Here is a 17647-nt window from a genome sequence, read left to right on the forward strand (position 1 = left end):
CTCAAAAAGTAAGAGTAGGTGAACCTCATGAATTCCCGTGACAAATCCTTGGTCCGTGCAGCTTTGCTTTATTATAAAGAGAACGTGAATCAGACAGAAATCGCCAAACAGCTTGGTGTTTCCAGACCGACTGTGGCAGCGATGCTGAAAGAAGCGGTCAACCGTGGCATCGTCAAGATCTCCATCCAAGATTCAGAGATCATGAATTTTGAACAGCAGGATCGGCTTGCTAAAAAATATGCGCTAAACTCTGTGATGATTTCTTCAGCCAGTGGTTCAGCACACGAGAACAAAGAAGCGGTCGGCAATCTTTGTGCGACCTTTATTGAAGACAAATTACCCAACATCAAACGCCTAGGCATCGGTTGGGGAACGACGCTTCTTGAATTCGTTGAAGCCGCCAGCTATCGAAATTTTGAACAGCTTGCCATTGTGCCGCTGATTGGCGGTGTCGATGTCTCTGATGTCAAGACTCATTCCAATCATCTTGCCTTTATCCTGTCGCAAAAATACAATTGCAAGGTCGATTATTTTTATGCACCGGCCGTGGCAGAAAGTGTCGAGATGAAACAAACCTTTGAAAAATCCAAATTTATTGCGGATATCATCCAGAAAGGCAAAGAAGTTGAAATGGCGATCGTCAGTATGGGCAATCCAATCGAATCTTCTTCTTATCAGGAATTAGGTTATTTTAGTGACGATGATCGAGCAGAGATGCAAGAAAAAAACGTCGTTGGTGATCTGCTGACCACCTTTTTCGATGAAGAAGGCGAGTCCGTCGATACCCACTTCTCTCAGAAAATGATCGGTATCCGTCTACAGGATCTGGCAAAAATACCGGAAGTCGTCGTGGTTGCCTCTGGTGTAGAGAAAGCCGAAAGTATCCAAAAATTGTTGAAAAAAAACGTGATCGATCATTTGATCATCGATTCATCGATCGCTGCTGTTCTGTAAACAAAGCAAGAACACCCTGCAAAAATTTGCAGGGTGTTCGTTTATTTTCCTCTTCGTCTTTTTTCAAGAATCCAGATATTTTTAGCTACACCTAACCATAACAACAGCAGGACCAAATAATACAAGGGGCGACCTGACAAGGCTTGTTTCCCAAATACATACGTTCCGGCAATCAGTATAGCCATATAAAAAAAATACATCACTAGTAGCCATTTTTTGTCCCGATAAATCATTTGCTTTCACCTCATCGCTTATTCAAAGGGCTTTTTATTACCTTAACAAAAACCAACCTTTGTTGCAAATGAGGCTAATTGAGACACTTTATTGAAACAGATAGGTTCCTTGACCAATCGTCAGCTGTTTCCCTTTCAAAGCTGGACTGCCTTCAAAAACGATTTGTTGCAGACGATTGGCGGGTCCCGTGGTAAAGACAAAGGACTGGTTACCTACTTCAAGCGCTTCTTCTCCATTGATCTCAACTTGCTGGAATCCAAAGAGCTGCTGCCACTGTTGAATCACCTTTTCTGGATCAGCCACTTCAAAAACAGCACGTACGATTGCCAATTCTCCGGCTGGGTGTTGTTGGATCACCTTCGCCTCGGTTAATTGTTTCCGGCGTTGATCCTCTGTTCCTCCCCACTGGATAACAAAAGGATAGGGCAAGCTGTCTATATCTCCTAAGATAGAAAGCATACGCCACTCAATCAAATTTCCCTCGGCATCGTGACGTTTCCCGTCAAAGATCTCAGAAAGATCGGCGCCGCGCTCTTTTAATTGGGCTGCTAATGCTTCGATATCGTCTGTTCGCAAAGCCACTCGACTTAAGATTTCTTCTTGCGGCAAATGCTTGACCGCATCCTGAACCACGACATGCTGCGGGTCTGCTTGATTGGCTAACTCAGGATCTTCTACTCCCAAAAATTCAAGATAAGACAAATCAAAATAACTCAGAGCATTGTGCGTGCCCCAGTCTGTGTGCTGACCACCAAATGCAGCGACCAATCCCGCTTGTTGAAAGGTTTGGATGGCTTGATCCAAATCATTCACATAATGTACCGTATGATCCCATTTAATACTCGCCATCAATTTCTCCTCCTTACTCTGCTCCTAGTTCTGTCGTCCGCTGAACAGCGCGCAGGACACTGCGCTGCAATCCGGCAGCAAAATCAGAGGCATTCAATTCGTACAGCGCATGGATGCCCACACCGCCAGCAGAATTATTGATGTCCAATAATTCTCGTGGATGTTTTCCTGTTTGTTTCAGCATCGCGATCGCACCAATCGTGTTCTCCAGTGCGATCGTCCAGGCCTGCTCTCTAGGCAGACCGGCAAGCACACCGGCATCTGCATAAGATTCAATAAAATAATACACATAGTTGGCACCGGCAACGCCATAGCCTGTGAAGACATCGATCAAACGTTCTTCCACATACATGACCTTGCCAAAGCCAGTCAGGAAGAAGTCTACCTCTTCCTGTTTCGCCAACTCATTGAGAGAAGCCCCACTGTACCCTAAGCCAGTGTCTGTCAAAGTATTGGGGATGACCCGAACGATACTCCGGGGAACACCTAGCAAGGCTTCCAATTTTTCGATCGTGACACCCGCTACGATCGAAACGATCACGGCTTCTGGTTTGCTTTGCTGCAACTCCTGAGCTACGGCAGCCAGATCATCTTGCGGACGAACTCCGATCACGAGAATGTCGGCTTGCTGAAGGGCTTCCTCCTGCTCTGCCTGCGCTTGAATCTGATAGGTCTCTTGCAGGTAGACATTTCGTGACGTATTGATATCTGCGACTGTCAGCTGTTCTTTTGAAACGATTTGTTTGGCTAATAATGGGCGGATGATCGCTTCGACCATTTGTCCACCACCGATAAAATGAATTCGTTTAGTCATCGTCTTTCTCCCTTAATTATTTTCCCATGCTTCCGGAAAAATAAAGCCATCGTATGTTTCTTGCGACAAAATATAGTCTTCAAATTCTTGTGATTCGTAAGCTGCTTTGACATCTTGGGCCCATTGTGTGTCTTCATTTTCTTTTAAAATCGAAACAATGATGCGATGCTCTTCCGGTGTATTTTCAATTTTTAAGCTGTCTGTCAATTTTTTGTCTGAATCGGCAATATAGTTTCCGTTGATCACGCCATAATCCACATCCGGTAAAGAAACGAGGATTTGCGCCGGATCCAAAATCTTGAAGTCGATATCATAATCCCCTGGATGAACTTGGCTGACATCAAAGTCGATCGTTCCCGCATCTTCATCCACTATTACCCAGCCAAGATCTTCTAAAATACGTACGGCACGTTCTTGGTTGACTGGATCATCTGGCAAAGCAACGGTCGTTCCATCGCTTACTTCCTCCAAGGAGGTGTGTCTTTCAGAGTGTAGACTTTGTGGAGCGCTCGGTGCAAAAGCGATTGCTGTCATGTCAATGTTCAATTCGTCATTGACTCCTTCCATGTAGGCAATACTCTGGAAGATACTAACATCGATCGAACCATCTGCCATCGCTGGGTTCACCTGGTTGTTATGTCCTAGTGTCTTGATCTCAACGCTATAGCCTTGGTCTTCCAAAATCGGCAAGATTCCTTGTCGAAATTGCTCTTCATAGGTTCCTACACCAAAACCAACAACGATATTTTTATCCTCTTCTACTTGGGTCGTTCCTGAGCCGCAAGCACTCAACGCAAACAAGGACAATCCCATTAATCCAATCAGGTATTTTTTCATCTCTTTTCCCTCTTTCTCTCCACATTTTCTTTGATATCTTGTAATTCAGCCGGCGTCACGTTGACTGGCACGGCGCAGTTTGGCGTCAATAAAAAGGGTACGCCCTCCATTTGCTTCAATGCCTGATCCGTTTGCTGCCGAATCGTTTCTCGTTTATCTTGCCCAAACAACTGATGATCCAGACCACCGATCTTGACTTTTTTTAACGGAACCGACAAATCCGGATTGCCTTTTGCATAAGTATCCCAACTGATTCCGTCAACCGGGTAGTCATCAAAACGTTCCGGCTGAGAAAATTCGCCACAAGTATGAAGCAATCGTTTGCCTGCAACAGCCTTTAGAACTCGCAAATCATAAGGCAAAGAAAATTCATCGAAGATTTCTTTGGCAAATAATTCTTCATTTGCGGTGCCGGTCACGGCATAGAAAACCCCATCTATCCCGTTCTTCTCTAACTCTTTGAGATAGTCGATCATCGTCTCTGTGATATGATCCAATGCCTGATGAACACCTGCGCCTTCGGTTTCCAGTAATTTTTTCACATCGAGAGGTGCGTTACTGCCATACATCGTTTGATTCACGTAGGAAGTATTTCCTGTTAAAAATAAAAGGATCGTCAAAGGTGAAAAAAGTGTTTGAACCAGTGGCATCTCTGGCAAGGCACTACGAATCTGTTTGACCGCTTGCAACTGCTCTTGTAATGGCGCAGAAGTTGCCGCCTCGACTATCGGCACCTGCCACACATCAGCGGGTGTTTGAATGCGTTGCTGTAACTGTCTGGGAAATACGTCGCGATAATCATCAGGATCGTACACATTTCCAAATGCTTCAGCAAGATAGACAGCGCGAGGATTGATCTTGATCCAATCCCAATCGTGTTCCTGTGCAAATTGAATCGTTGCCTCAGCCAAAGCCTCCGCCTCATACTCTGCCTCTAAAAAATGATGCCAACTACTTACTAGCGGATACTGACTAGCTTCTCCTGACAGCACCTGATTGAATCGTTCCTTTTTATTCATTTGGTCCTCCTTCATTAAACATCTCTTCATAAAAGGATCACCGCTTGCTCTCTTACTCACAAGCGAACCCTTGAAGCTGTTTTTTCCTCCTGCTTTCTAGACTGGTTTTCGTCTTTACAGGGTGTCTACAACTAGCCATGTCTCTCTTTGATATAGGCACCAGTGTACGGTAGTTGGCTAGACAGTGTCAATCATCCGACTGATACCTTTCTTCTATCACAAGATTCTCAAAAGCTGTTTTTTTATGGAGGATTTCCAAAGCCGCTTGCTTTAAACTGATCGCTAATTCCAATCACACAGTCCTTTCAGAAGATCAGTTTTACAGATATATCTGTATCTATTCAATATTTCTATGTAGTAAACAGCAGTCAAAAGTTTAGAAATTATGTTTTATTGACTGACACTTTTTAGCCAACTTTTCTCAATTACGAGATCAACCTGATACTACTCAAGTTTATTTTTTTTTAGGGATTAAAGATTCTAAAGAACAAAATATTAGTTTGATCGAAATGCCACATTAAAGATCCTAGTAAGTAGGACTGGCAGAGTGGGACTGGCACTCTTCAATGTGAATTCTAAGCGCAGTAATAACACAAACCTTTCTCTCCCTTGTGCTAAAGCAGATCTTTCAATCGTTGATCACCTTCATGATTATAAAACCAGAGAAATTTTTTCTTTTAATCTTAGCGGAACGAAACAACAAGACTGCGACGTCACCGTGTTGAAGAGCCGATGTGAATTACTGAGACTGGTCGCTTAAGCGATTAGTCTCAGTTTGAAGCTTGGCAGACTTGAGACTTTAGGCTCAAGTCTGTCTCACGGTCGACAAAAGCAGCCTTCGTTGTGTAGTGAAGCGAATCTAATAAAACCTGGTCTACTGGTTAAAAAGACAAAAAATCCAAAGCAGAAGTTCGCACTATCTGCTTTGGATTTTCTCAATTTAACTGATTTGTCTTTGTCTCGATCTTGAAGGATCTATGCGTTTTGTAATACCTTCTTCTCTTTTGGTTCTCTCACATTCAAGGTGATCGTTCCCTTAGAAGCACCGATCGTGACTTGATTACCTAAATGGATCTGACCAGAAAGCAAGGCTTCACTCAAACGATCTTCCACTTCTTTTTGCAATGCTCGTCGAATTGGACGCGCCCCATATTCTGGGTCGAAGCCAGCTTTACCGATAACATCCAAGGCAGCCGGAGTGATCTTCAATTGGATATCTTGTTCTGCCAAGCGCTTGATGATTGAACGACTCATGATCTTCACGATCTCATGGATCTCACTTTGATCCAGTGAACGGAAGACGACCGTTTCATCGATCCGGTTCAAAAATTCTGGACGGTAGGCTTTTTTCAACTCTTCCAAAATCCGTTTTTGCATGACCGCATGATCTTTTGAGGCATCCACAACATTGAAACCAACATTCTTCTCTTCGCGAAGCTCTGTTGCCCCGATGTTTGACGTCATGATCAAAATTGTGTTACGGAAGTCCACGCGACGCCCTTTAGAATCTGTCAAATAGCCGTCATCCAAGACTTGTAGCAGGATATTGAAGACATCTGGATGGGCTTTTTCTACTTCATCCAGCAAAATAACTGAGTAAGGTTTTGATCGAACTTTTTCTGTCAGCTGTCCACCCTCATCGTAACCGACATAGCCTGGGGGAGAACCGATTAGACGGCTGGTACTATATTTTTCCATAAATTCTGACATATCCACGCGAATCAAGGCATCTTCACTGCCGAACATCGCTTCTGCCAAGGCTTTGGCTAGTTCTGTCTTACCAACACCAGTTGGGCCCAAGAACATGAAGGAACCAATTGGACGGTTTGGATCTTTCAATCCGCTTCGTGCCCGGCGGATCGAACGAGAAACTGCCTGAACGGCTTCACTCTGCCCTACGACACGTTGATGGATGATTTTTTCCAGGTCCAGCAAACGTTCGCTTTCTTTTTTCTCCATTTGCTTCAAGGGTACACCTGTCCATTGTGAAACGACAGAAGCAACATCTTCTGAAGTGACACTGTTTTCATAACCAGAAGCTTCTTTGACTTCGACAAAGGTTACTTCTGCTAGACGTTGATGCAATTCTTTTTCTCTTACTCGCAAGCGGGCAGCTGTTTCAAAATCCTGGTTGCGGATCGCCGCTTCTTTTTCTTCTGACAGTGCCAATAGTTCTTCTTGTAAAACAGACGTTTCTGAGGCTTCATCCGTTTTGTCTAAGCGGACCTTCGCTGCAGACTCATCCATCAAATCAATCGCTTTATCCGGCAATTGACGTGAATTGATGTAGCGAACAGACAGCTGAACAGCTGCATGCAACGCATCATCAGTGATCTCAACACCGTGATGTTCTTCGTAGCGTGAACGTAGTCCTTTTAAGATTTCTTCTGCTTCTTCAGGCGTTGGTTCATCGACCTGCACACGGGCAAAACGACGTTCCAAAGCGGAATCTTTTTCAATATATTTTTGATACTCATCAAGAGTCGTTGCACCGATCGTTTGTAGTTCGCCCCGAGCCAAAGCCGGTTTCAAGATGTTAGAAGCATCGATCGCTCCTTCTGCTCCACCTGCACCAATCAGTGTATGCAGCTCGTCAATGAACAAGATAATCTGTCCATCCTGATAGATTTCGTCAATGATTTTTTTCATGCGGTCTTCAAATTCGCCACGGTATTTCGTCCCCGCAACCAATGCTCCCATGTCTAACATCATCAAACGTTTTTGTTGCATTTCTTTCGGTACTTCGCCGTTCACGATTTTTTGAGCCAATCCTTCAGCGATCGCTGTTTTACCAACCCCTGGTTCTCCTACAAGAACGGGGTTATTTTTTGTACGACGGCTAAGAATCTGAATCAGACGTTTGACTTCTGGGCTACGTCCTACGACTGGATCCAAACGTTTTTCTCGAGCTAGCTTCGTCAAATCTCTTGCTAAAGAATCCAGTGTTGGCGTGCCTTCTTGTGGTGCTTGCTGTCTATTTTGCTGTGAACGACGACGTCCAGCATTGTTGGGATTTTTCGGCTGATTGACACCCATTTTTTTCTTCAACAGCTGACGCATTTTCGCTAAACTCATCCCTAGGTTCAACATGATACGAGAGGCTAAGATCTCTTCGTCACGCAACAATCCCAGTAGTAAATGCTCTGTGCCGATCTGCTGGGCGCCTAAGCGTTTGGCTTCATCGCCAGCATAGGCAAAAATTTGTCTTGCTCGTGGAGAATATGGTAGAAAACCACCTGTAGGATAGTCTTTCATTGTTCCATAGCCTGTCAAATGTTCAATTTCTTCACGAATATCATTTTCATTGACCCGCATTTCTCTCAGGGTCTTACCTGCGATCCCATTTTGCTCAATGATCAGTGCCAATAAAATATGTTCTGATCCTACCGATTGATGTTTAAAGTATTTTGCTTCTTCTTGTGCGATCGCCAAGACAGCTTTCGCCCGTTGTGTGAATAGTTCATCCATCTCATTCACTCCCATTAATAGATTAAAAGTCTTATATGTTCTGTTTCTCTTTGTTTGAGTTAAGTGGAAGGCATCTCTCTGTCTTCATAGCTCAATCGTTCTAAAATACCGTGCATGATCTCTGCCCGTATTTTGTTTTCTTCTTCGGATTTTCCTAAAACAGCTTTACTAATTGTCGTCAATAACAAATTGCCTTCTCGTTTCAATAAAATACCTTCTTCATATAACTTCTGAATGATTGCCGCTGCATCTCTCTCTGAGATCGTTTGATCAAAGAGCTGATTCACTTGTTCTAAAAAATGATGATAATTAGCGATCTGGATTTTTTCGATCCGGATATAACCGCCACCGCCGCGCTTACTTTCTACGGTATAGCCTCGTTGAATGGTAAAACGAGTGTTGATCACATAGTTGATTTGTGAAGGGACACAGTTAAATAGATCTGCCATCTCTGCACGACGAATTTCTATCATTTCACTTTCTTCAAGGATTTTCTTTAAATATGCCTCGATCAAATCAGAAGTATTTTGATGACCCATTTATACGTGACCTCCCTTGACTAATATTGACCTTAATTATACCGAAAATTTTCTGAGTTGGAAAGGAGAAGGCTTGGTTCATGTATGCACAAAAAAATGATAAACCAAAATTTCATCTTTTGGTTTATCATTTTGCTTTTGTATTAAGGTACTTGAAGAGTGGTCGCACCTGTTACTTCCTGACTGACTTCGTCTTCGCCAGCTCTTTGAGCGTAGATGGTTGCACTCTCTCCTTCTTCGATCGTCACAGAAATCGAAATCTGTTCCGACTGGTTGTTACTATTCAATACTTTCTGTTCGACCTGTGTTTTTGAAGAATGATTCAAATCTTCTAGCCAGACTGTGATCACCTGTTCTGAAGAGCCATTTGAATCAAAGGAAGCATGGACATTGACGGTAAAGGTCTTCGTTGGTGTGGAACCAGTGGAAACCACCATTTCAACCGTTTCCCCTTTGGTTAATTCGGTCCCTCCTGATGGATCAGTCCGGATCACACGCCCTTGTTCTACGCTGTCACTCTCTTCTTCCACAAGTTCTACACTAAAGCCAGCATCTCGCAACTCTTTGTCAGCTTCCGACTGAGTGAGGCCAACCACATCTGGAACATCAGCCGTTTCTTCCGGCTCTTCTCCTAGACTGAGGGTTAGCGTGATTGCTGTTCCTTCTCGTCCTATAGAAACATCGGTCCCTGAAGTCGGATTTTGTCCGATTACGGTTCCTTCCGGCTGATCACTATACTCTTCTTCCATATCAACAGGATTGTTTCCTAGTGAAGCCCTAGCCAAGGCTGAACGTGCAGCTGACTCGGTCAACCCTCCCAGATCTGGCATCTCGACCGTTTCTGGTCCAGAGCTGACCACAAAGCTTACTTTAGCCGTGCTAGGTACCAGTTCCGTTCCTTCTTCTGGATCTTGGCTGATGATTTCTCCTTCTGGAACTTCATCTGAGCTTTCCTCGTCTTTTTGAATGTTCGCTCTTAAAAAGCCCAAGTCCAGCAATGCTCGTTCAACATCTTCATACTGATCCCCAACATAATCCTTCAATTCGATCGTTTCCAGACCGGAGCTTACATATAAAACAATCTCTCGTCCTTCTTTGACGTCGGTGCCTTCTTCAGGATTGGTTCGAACGACTAGACCTTCTTCGATCTCTTCACTGGGAACTTCTTCGGTCTCCTCTGCCACAGTCAACCCAACTTCTTCCAGAGCTGCTTGAGCGTCTACTTCACTCATCCCATGCACTTCCGGGATCGTGACATCTCCCCGACTGCCAGTCAGCGCGTAGATACCTGCACCAATCAGCGCGACCAACACGAGTAACAGAATAAATAGTCTCCGCTTGCGTTTCTTTTTCTTGACTGGCTTTTCTGGTTCCTCTGTAACTTTTTCTGGTTCCGGTGTCGGCATTTCCTTGAATGCGGTAGGCATTGGTGTGTCCTCTGTAATTGGCGTCAAAACTTTTGTTTCGTCTGCCACCAATGCATGAGGTTCCCAACGGGGTTCATCTAAGCGATCCGGTGACAAGGCTGTCGATAGATCTTCCTGCATTTCATCCGCTGTTTTGTAACGATCAGCTGTCTCTTTGGCTGTTGCTTTCAACACAACATTTTCCAAGGACTGCGGCAAATCCTTATTATAAGGTCGAATAGAGGGGATCTCATCTTGAAAATGCTTCAACGCGATAGTTACCGCTGACTCGCCATCAAAGGGAACGTGTCCCGTTAACATCTCATACAAAATGATCCCTAATGCATAGATATCTGATTGACTAGTCGCCATACTGCCTCGTGCTTGTTCCGGAGACAAGTAGTGTACGGAACCTAGCATCGTATTGGTTTGTGTGATTGAAGTCTCAGACAAAGCGATCGCGATCCCAAAGTCAGCGATCTTCACGACACCGTCTTCGTTCATCAAAATATTTTGTGGCTTCAAGTCCCGATGAATGATGCGATGCTGATGTGCCAGAGCCACAGCGGAAAGAATCTGCTGCATAATATCGACGACTTCCTCGTAAGACATGGGGTAATTGGTCTGGATGTAACGCTTCAGATCCATCCCTTTGACATATTCCATGACTAAATACTGCATGCCGTCTTCTTCGCCAACATCGTAGACAGAAACGATATTCGGATGCACCAGCTCAGTTGCCGCCAAGGCTTCCCGCTGAAAACGACGAATCGCATTTTTATCGTCCTGAAAGTCATATCGCAAAACTTTTACAGCCACTTCTCGGTCCAAAATCAAATCTCTCGCCAAAAATACATTTGCCATACCACCACTGCCGATACTTCCCAAAATCAAATAACGGCCGCTTAATTTTTTCCCGCTCTCTATCATTGAGTGACACCTCCAAGGTCTATCAACAAGACAGTGATATTATCCACGCCGCCATTTTCATTCGCAGCTGTGATCAATCGCTGAACTGCTTCCTCAAGGGAAGAACTTGTTTCTATATAAGTTTGGATCGTTTGTTCATCAACCATGTTCGTCAGTCCATCAGAACAAAGGATCAAACGATCCTGGCTAGCAGAGAAATGTGTGACCACATCCACTTCGACCGCTCCCGGCATCCCAATCGAGCGTGTGACCACGTTCCTGCGGGGATGATTGGCAGCCATCTCTTTAGTGATCTCGCCGGTTTTGACCAGAATGTTTACCAGAGAATGATCCTCTGTCAATTGAATCAATTCTTTGTCTCGCAACAAATACGTGCGGCTGTCACCTACATGAGCTAAAGTAAACTGATCATCGAATAAAGCAACAGCTTCCAAGGTCGTTCCCATACCATTCAAATCAGGATTGGCTTGTCCTCGTTCAAAAATCGTCGTATTCTGTTCCTGAATATGCTGGATCAGCCATTGTGCAGCTTTTTCGCTATCAGCAATATCGGATGCCTGCCATTTACTTCCCAATTCCTCCACTGTATCATGACTAGCGACATCGCCCGCACGATGACCACCCATGCCGTCAGCCAGCAAAGCCAGTATAAAGCCTTTTTGGTTGGTAAACACAGACGCGTAATCCTGGTTAGTATTACGCCTTTTTCCTACATCCGTCTGATAATGAATTTCCATATCCTTCACCTCATCATTTTTTCCGTAAGCAGCTAATAAAAAATCCGTCTGTCATATATTGTTGCGGATAGATCGTCAGCATGTTTTTCTCGATACTTGATTGTACCACGTTACCCACAGGGACTTCTACTAGAGAAAAATCAGAGTGTCTTTCCAAAAAAGCAGCGACGACCTCTTGATTTTCTTCCGGAGCAAAGGTACAGGTACTATAAACCAACAATCCGCCAGGCTTTAAAGCAGGTGCGACACTCTCCAGAATATCTAACTGGATAACAGGTAGCTTTTGAAAATCTTCTGGTTTTTTGTTGTATCTGATATCCGGTTTGCGACGCATCAGACCCATACCTGAGCAAGGAGCATCCACTAAGATTCGATCAAAGGACTCTTCCGCAAAAGCAGTTCCTGCTTCACGAGCATCTAAGGTTCTCGTTTCAACTACGTCGACTACCTGCAGACGTTTGGCATTTTCCTCGATCAAGGCTGTCTTGTGGGCATGGATATCCAGTGCAGTGACCTTCCCACCAACTGCTGGATCTAAAAACGTTGCGATATGTGTCGTTTTCCCACCTGGAGCGGCGCAAGCATCCAATACCTTATGATCTGCTTCGATCTGCAAAGCTGGAGCTACTAGCATGGAGCTCTCATCCTGGATCGTGATCAAGCCATAAGTGAACAAGCTACTACCGGCAATGTATCCTCTGTCAGCAATGATTCCATAAGGAGAGACCTCACTTTTTCGAGCTTCGATCCCTTCTTCCTCCAAGATCTCCAACACTTTTTCTCGAGTGATCTTGCGGGTATCAACCCGACAACTGATATGGCTGGGTTCAAACAAAGACAAGCCTAGTTTGCGTGTCTCTTCTTCCCCAATCTCCGCCACCAATTTTTTCGTCAAAAACTTCGGTAGACTGATCTCACGACTCAAGCGTTCTATTGGATCTTTGATTGTTTCTAAGGAAGGTACCCCTTGACGTTGGATGTTTCGCAAAACACCATTAACAAACTTGCCGATTCCTTCATTTCCTCGTGCCTTAGCAATCTCAACGGCTTCGTTCAAGACGGCATGACTAGGTACTTTATCCAAATAAAGCAACTGGTACAAGGAAAGCTCCAGCAACAGTTTGACCCAATCATCGACTTTTTTAGCTTTCACGATAGATGGTTGAATATAAAATGCCAATAATCTTTGACGACTCAAGGTTCCGTAGACTAGCTCCGTCAGTAAACGACTGTCTTTGTCGCTCAACCGACTTTTTTCGATCAGCTCCCGTAGCAGCAGATTAGAGTAAGCTCCGCCTTGATCGATTCTTTCTAAGGCTCTCAAAGCCACATAACGGACCGTTTTTTTCGTATTTTTCTTCATTTTATCCCACCTGCTGTCCTACTGCGACTTGTTGGCCAGAGCCGTTCAAAAAGGCCGCGATCGCTTGTTTACCTTTACCTGCTGGCTGCAATTCGTTGACCGCTAAAACAGTGCCTTCGCCGCAAGCGATCCATAATTCTTTTTTTCCTCGGTGAATGATCGTTCCTGGAGCCTCATCGGTCTTTTCTTCCAGTGGCGTCACTGCCCATAATTTCCAACGTTGCTCCTGATACATCGTAAAGGCAATCGGCCACGGACGCATGCCGCGAACCTGATGATCGATTGACTCGGCGGTCTTGTTCCAATCAATGGCTTCCTGCTCTCGTGTGATGTTTGGTGAAAAAGTCACCTTCGCTTCTTCTTGAGGGATCGGTTTCAGCGATCCCTCCAAAATTTTAGGCAAAGTTTCTAACAATAATTCTTTCCCCAGCAAACTTAGCTTGTCAAACATCGTTCCTACATCATCTTGTCGTGTGATCGGTAATTTTCCTTGAGAATAAATACCACCAGCGTCCATTTTTTTGATCATTTCCATGATGGTCACGCCTGCTTCCTGATCCCCTTCCATAATCGCGTAATGGACTGGCGCCCCACCGCGGTACTTGGGTAAGAGTGAGGCATGGACATTGATGGCTCCGTGAACTGGGACTTGCAACAAACTTTCTGGTAAAAATTGACCAAAAGCAGCCGTCACAATAATCTCTGGCTGTAAGTCTCTGATCTGCTCCATTTCAGGAGAACCAGAGATTTTTTCCGGCTGCAGCACAGGAATCTCCAAGCGCAAAGCAGCTTCTTTTACAGGCGTAGGGGTAATGACTCTTTTACGCCCCACTGGACGATCCGGCTGAGTAACTACTGCCTGGACCTCGTAGCCTGCTACCACCAGTCCTTCTAAAATAGGAACTGAAAACTGTGGGGTTCCCATAAATACAACTTTAGTCATTGGCATGTTCCTCCATATACGTTTCCAGTTCATCTTCTGGAATTTTTTTGATCATTTTATCGGTGAATAGTTGTCCCTGCAAATGGTCGATCTCATGCTGAAAAGCTCTTGCCAGATAACCAAAGGCTTGGACTTCCATCTCTTCGCCTTCACGGTCAAAGTAACGCACGGTGACCTCATCGGCTCGTTCTACTGTGCCATAGACATGAGGGATACTTAGGCAACCCTCCACATCGACCTCAGCTCCTTTGGCTTCAAGGATCACCGGATTGATCAATTCAAAGCGGTCTCCCTCTTCGATCTCGATCACCGCTACTTGAATATTTTTGCCGATCTGCGGTGCCGCGATCCCGATCCCGTCATGGGCGATCATCGTTTCATACATGTCATCGAGCAATTGAACCAGCTCATCGGTTACGACGGTTATTGGCTCGCAAGGTTTTCGCAGCTTGTCATCTGGGTGAATAATAATTGGATAGCGCATAAATTTCTCCTATATGTCTTTTAAAATTTTTCTTCATCGTGTCAAATAAAATTCAATGGTTCATTGTCGAGCGATACATAGAGTCCTTGTCGCTGATCCTTTTGACTACTCTCCAGGATATCACGTAACAGACGGGACAATTCAGGTTCTTTTTTATATTTGATGATCAACTGATAGTGGTAGCGATTTTTGATTCGTGCGACACCACTTGGAATCGGCCCCAGCAAAATACTTTGTGGACTGAGGACTTCTCTCAGCTGTTGGGTGATCTGATACATTCGCTTAGCAGCCAGTTGTTCCTCTGGATGGCTACAGTTGATCTTGACTGTAAAATAATAGGGTGGATAACCGCTTTGATGGCGGATAAACATTTCTCTTTGGTAAAACTGTTCATAATCTTGTGTCTGAGCCAATACGATCGCATGATGCTCTGGATTGAAGGTTTGGATAATGACCTCGCCGGCTTTCTCTGCTCGTCCTGCCCGTCCACTGACCTGAGTCAGCAGCTGAAAGGTCCGTTCACTTGAACGAAAGTCCGGAAGATTCAGTGCGGTATCAGCATTCAATACCCCTACTAAGGTGATATTGGGGAAATCCAAGCCTTTCGCAATCATTTGGGTTCCTAATAAAATATCCGCCTTACCTGCTCCAAAAGTTTGCAGGATCCGTTCATGGGCCCCTTTTTTACGGGTCGTGTCGACATCCATCCGTAAGATTCGAGCCTCCGGAAACAGTTGTTGTAGCTCTTCTTCTACTTTTTGCGTCCCGGTTCCATAATAGCGAATCTTATTGCCTCCACAGTCTGGACAGCGGTGAGAGATGCCTTCCTCGTGTCCGCAATAATGACAACGCATCGTTTTCGTATCCATATGTAGCGTCAAAGAAATATCACAGTTCGGACAGGGTAGCACATAGCCACAGTCACGGCACATCACAAAGGAAGAATAGCCTCTGCGATTCAACAATAAGACCGTCTGCTCTTTTTTTGCCAATCGATCAGCGATCTTCTCTTGTAAAACCCGAGAGAAGGTGCTCGTATTTTTTTGCGCAAATTCGTCCTTTAAATCGATCACTTCGACACTCGGCAAGTTCGCGTTCGGATTGGCTCGTTGACTAAGCTGGAGCAAATGATAGACATTTTTTTGGGCACGAGCACGTGACTCCAAAGAGGGCGTGGCACTCCCTAGTAAGACTGGACACTGATGGTATGCACCTCGCCAGATTGCTAAATCTCTTGCATGATAACGAGGAGCTTCATCCTGTTTATAAGAAGCTTCATGTTCCTCATCGACAATGATCACACCAATATTTTTCAATGGGGCAAAGATCGCCGAACGAGCACCGACAACGACTTGCGATTCTCCTCGTTCGATCTTACGCCATTCATCATATTTCTCACCTTGCGACAAGCCACTATGTAGCACCGCCACCGCTTCACCAAAACGACTTTTAAAACGTTCGACCATTTGCGGGGTCAAAGCGATCTCAGGGACTAGCATGATCGCTGTCTTATTTTTTTTCAAAAGCGACGCAATCGTCTGCAAATAAACCTCCGTCTTACCGCTACCGGTGATTCCTTCCAGAAGAAAGACCCTAGATTGTTGTTGTGCTTCTGCTTCTAGAATCGCGGTGACTGCCTGCTGTTGCTCTTGGTTCAGAGCTAATGCATAGGTCTGTTCAAAATCACGATGCTGATAAGGATCACGATAGGCTTCGACTTCTTCAAATGATAACCAACCATTCTCAGCTCCCTGATTCAACACAGCTGTCGAAATTCCCTGCTCCGTGTAAAAAGAAGTGGGCTGGGCAGAATGTTCTACTAATAGTGCGACTAGCTGTTCTTGCCGCTTGGCCCCTTTACGAATTCCCGACTGGGCGTCAGCTAGATTCTCAGTTGTCAGCAAACTTTTCACATAACGAATGGTCTTGACTTTATTTTTATTTTTCACCAGATACTGAACTTCCACGATGTTTTCTTCTCGTAGTGTTTTGAGCTGATTCAAGATTCCTTGTTCCTCAGCCTCCTGCCAGTCTATTTCATCGGTTGTTTGAAAATATTGTTCTTTGATTGGATGCGTCGGATCCTTCAGTAGGATTTTTTTCTGATATTCTGCCTTCATCACGCTAGGAAGCATTGTCTGCAAACAAGTGATCTTGAAGGCAAAGGTCGTTTCTTTCATGTGATCTGCTAATTGAAGCAGCTCTTTATTCACTACCGGTGCCAGATCCAGTGTACGGATGATCGGCTTCAAGTCTTCTTTAAAGGTCGTTTCTTCAGGAAGTGCCGTGACAAAGCCCTGGATATGCCGGTTGCCGTCCCCAAAAGGAACCTCCACCCGCATGCCAACTTCAATCACTCCCTGCAATTCCTCAGGTACGTAATAAGTAAAGGGCTGATCCGTCTGCATTGTTGGTACATCCACGATGACTTCTGCTAAAAATGACATACAATCTTCCCTTTCTTTTTTTTACTATTCATCCATTTTTCTTCCATTGCGAAACACTGTTAGTACAGACAGTGAGAAACTTCCAGGAGCATCCTCCGGAAGTCCCGCTTGTTGTGCCAGACCGCCGGGAACCTCTTTCAGAGTTTCATCGGCTGCTGACGTTCAAACTCTGAGTAGGGTGATTCTCACCAACTCAGAGTAATTCATTCAGCTCTTTTAGGGCACGACAACGGCCTTCCTGCGGCTGATCCTTCCAGTTTTGGTTCCTGTCTGAATAAATCAAACTGATCAATAATGAATGCAGCAAACAGTTATGGTTTGAAACTGAAATTGGAAGATCATCTGGTAGGAAAAGGCCTCATCGTGCACCTAAGATGAGGATGAATTACCCAGAGTTGGCATCGGTGTTCTTCTGATGACTACTCTGGGTTTGAACGCCGAAAGCTGCGAGACTCTGCAAGAGGCTCAAAGCGGTCTTGCACCATGAGTGCCATTTTCCGGACAGGTGAGCTGGAAATTTCCTTGTTTATACTATACTGTGTCACAAGACTTCCTCTACATTCTACTAAAATTGTCTAGCTTTGTCTGTATGCCAGAGGAATTTTAACTTTCTGCAAATGAAA

14 protein-coding genes are annotated in these 17647 nt (G+C 44.7%); 1 reads left to right on the top strand and 13 read right to left on the bottom strand.

Going from position 1 to position 17647, the window contains the following annotated elements; translation table 11 throughout:
• Positions 1-27: 27 nt before the first annotated feature.
• Positions 28-954, top strand: coding sequence for a sugar-binding transcriptional regulator (locus ACWODM_RS03645; RefSeq protein WP_455320013.1), 927 nt, complete (start codon positions 28-30; stop codon positions 952-954).
• 41 nt (positions 955-995) lie between these two features.
• On the opposite strand, the gene ACWODM_RS03650 is transcribed toward ACWODM_RS03645, so the two are convergent.
• From ACWODM_RS03650 to priA, 13 genes are all read right to left on the bottom strand, one after another.
• On the bottom strand, positions 996-1187 hold the full coding sequence (locus ACWODM_RS03650; protein ID WP_455320014.1) for a hypothetical protein: 192 nt from the start codon (positions 1185-1187) through the stop codon (positions 996-998).
• Between the two features lie 88 nt (positions 1188-1275).
• A complete protein-coding gene (locus ACWODM_RS03655; protein WP_455320015.1) occupies positions 1276-2037 on the bottom strand; it encodes a VOC family protein in 762 nt (253 codons plus the stop codon).
• 13 nt (positions 2038-2050) lie between these two features.
• Positions 2051-2851, bottom strand: coding sequence for a pyrroline-5-carboxylate reductase family protein (locus ACWODM_RS03660; RefSeq protein ID WP_455320016.1), 801 nt, complete (start codon positions 2849-2851; stop codon positions 2051-2053).
• A 12-nt stretch (positions 2852-2863) separates the two neighbouring features.
• Positions 2864-3688: a MetQ/NlpA family ABC transporter substrate-binding protein gene (locus tag ACWODM_RS03665; protein WP_455320017.1), complete on the bottom strand. Its 825-nt coding sequence runs from the start codon at positions 3686-3688 to the stop codon at positions 2864-2866.
• Positions 3685-4707, bottom strand: coding sequence for a uroporphyrinogen decarboxylase family protein (locus ACWODM_RS03670; RefSeq protein WP_016173834.1), 1023 nt, complete (start codon positions 4705-4707; stop codon positions 3685-3687). Before ACWODM_RS03670 ends, ACWODM_RS03665 begins: the two co-directional genes overlap by 4 nt.
• Positions 4708-5682: 975 nt before the next feature.
• Positions 5683-8175 (bottom strand): ATP-dependent Clp protease ATP-binding subunit, encoded by a 2493-nt coding sequence (locus ACWODM_RS03675; RefSeq protein WP_455320018.1) that lies wholly within the window; start codon positions 8173-8175, stop codon positions 5683-5685.
• Positions 8176-8234: 59 nt separating this feature from the next.
• Positions 8235-8714 (bottom strand): CtsR family transcriptional regulator, encoded by a 480-nt coding sequence (locus ACWODM_RS03680; protein ID WP_455320019.1) that lies wholly within the window; start codon positions 8712-8714, stop codon positions 8235-8237.
• Positions 8715-8857: 143 nt separating this feature from the next.
• The gene (gene pknB / locus ACWODM_RS03685) at positions 8858-11050 is read right to left on the bottom strand and encodes a Stk1 family PASTA domain-containing Ser/Thr kinase (RefSeq protein WP_455320020.1); all 2193 of its coding nucleotides are present in this window, start codon (positions 11048-11050) and stop codon (positions 8858-8860) included.
• Positions 11047-11787 (bottom strand): Stp1/IreP family PP2C-type Ser/Thr phosphatase, encoded by a 741-nt coding sequence (locus ACWODM_RS03690; protein ID WP_455320021.1) that lies wholly within the window; start codon positions 11785-11787, stop codon positions 11047-11049. Before ACWODM_RS03690 ends, pknB begins: the two co-directional genes overlap by 4 nt.
• A 13-nt stretch (positions 11788-11800) precedes the next feature.
• Positions 11801-13150 (bottom strand): 16S rRNA (cytosine(967)-C(5))-methyltransferase RsmB, encoded by a 1350-nt coding sequence (gene rsmB / locus ACWODM_RS03695; protein ID WP_455320022.1) that lies wholly within the window; start codon positions 13148-13150, stop codon positions 11801-11803.
• A 1-nt stretch (position 13151) separates the two neighbouring features.
• Complete coding sequence (gene fmt, locus ACWODM_RS03700) at positions 13152-14093, bottom strand: methionyl-tRNA formyltransferase (protein ID WP_455320023.1); 942 nt, start codon at positions 14091-14093, stop codon at positions 13152-13154.
• Positions 14086-14577: a peptide deformylase gene (def, locus tag ACWODM_RS03705; protein WP_455320024.1), complete on the bottom strand. Its 492-nt coding sequence runs from the start codon at positions 14575-14577 to the stop codon at positions 14086-14088. The genes fmt and def overlap by 8 nt, the downstream gene beginning before the upstream one ends.
• 41 nt (positions 14578-14618) lie before the next feature.
• The gene (gene priA, locus ACWODM_RS03710; RefSeq protein WP_455320025.1) at positions 14619-17024 is read right to left on the bottom strand and encodes a primosomal protein N'; all 2406 of its coding nucleotides are present in this window, start codon (positions 17022-17024) and stop codon (positions 14619-14621) included.
• Positions 17025-17647: the final 623 nt, after the last annotated feature.

The sequence above is a fragment of the Enterococcus olivae genome (genome assembly GCF_053760925.1).

What these genes read in the sequence shown, in the direction of transcription:
- ACWODM_RS03665 (WP_455320017.1), bottom strand. Translation starts at nt 3,688, where the DNA reads ATGAAAAAATACCTGATTGGATTAATGGGATTGTCCTTGTTTGCGTTG.
- ACWODM_RS03645 (WP_455320013.1), top strand. Translation starts at nt 28, where the DNA reads ATGAATTCCCGTGACAAATCCTTGGTCCGTGCAGCTTTGCTTTATTAT.
- priA (WP_455320025.1), bottom strand. Translation starts at nt 17,024, where the DNA reads ATGTCATTTTTAGCAGAAGTCATCGTGGATGTACCAACAATGCAGACG.
- fmt (WP_455320023.1), bottom strand. Translation starts at nt 14,093, where the DNA reads ATGACTAAAGTTGTATTTATGGGAACCCCACAGTTTTCAGTTCCTATT.
- ACWODM_RS03690 (WP_455320021.1), bottom strand. Translation starts at nt 11,787, where the DNA reads ATGGAAATTCATTATCAGACGGATGTAGGAAAAAGGCGTAATACTAAC.
- ACWODM_RS03670 (WP_016173834.1), bottom strand. Translation starts at nt 4,707, where the DNA reads ATGAATAAAAAGGAACGATTCAATCAGGTGCTGTCAGGAGAAGCTAGT.
- ACWODM_RS03655 (WP_455320015.1), bottom strand. Translation starts at nt 2,037, where the DNA reads ATGGCGAGTATTAAATGGGATCATACGGTACATTATGTGAATGATTTG.
- ACWODM_RS03660 (WP_455320016.1), bottom strand. Translation starts at nt 2,851, where the DNA reads ATGACTAAACGAATTCATTTTATCGGTGGTGGACAAATGGTCGAAGCG.
- ACWODM_RS03675 (WP_455320018.1), bottom strand. Translation starts at nt 8,175, where the DNA reads ATGGATGAACTATTCACACAACGGGCGAAAGCTGTCTTGGCGATCGCA.
- ACWODM_RS03680 (WP_455320019.1), bottom strand. Translation starts at nt 8,714, where the DNA reads ATGGGTCATCAAAATACTTCTGATTTGATCGAGGCATATTTAAAGAAA.
- ACWODM_RS03650 (WP_455320014.1), bottom strand. Translation starts at nt 1,187, where the DNA reads ATGATTTATCGGGACAAAAAATGGCTACTAGTGATGTATTTTTTTTAT.
- rsmB (WP_455320022.1), bottom strand. Translation starts at nt 13,150, where the DNA reads ATGAAGAAAAATACGAAAAAAACGGTCCGTTATGTGGCTTTGAGAGCC.
- pknB (WP_455320020.1), bottom strand. Translation starts at nt 11,050, where the DNA reads ATGATAGAGAGCGGGAAAAAATTAAGCGGCCGTTATTTGATTTTGGGA.
- def (WP_455320024.1), bottom strand. Translation starts at nt 14,577, where the DNA reads ATGCGCTATCCAATTATTATTCACCCAGATGACAAGCTGCGAAAACCT.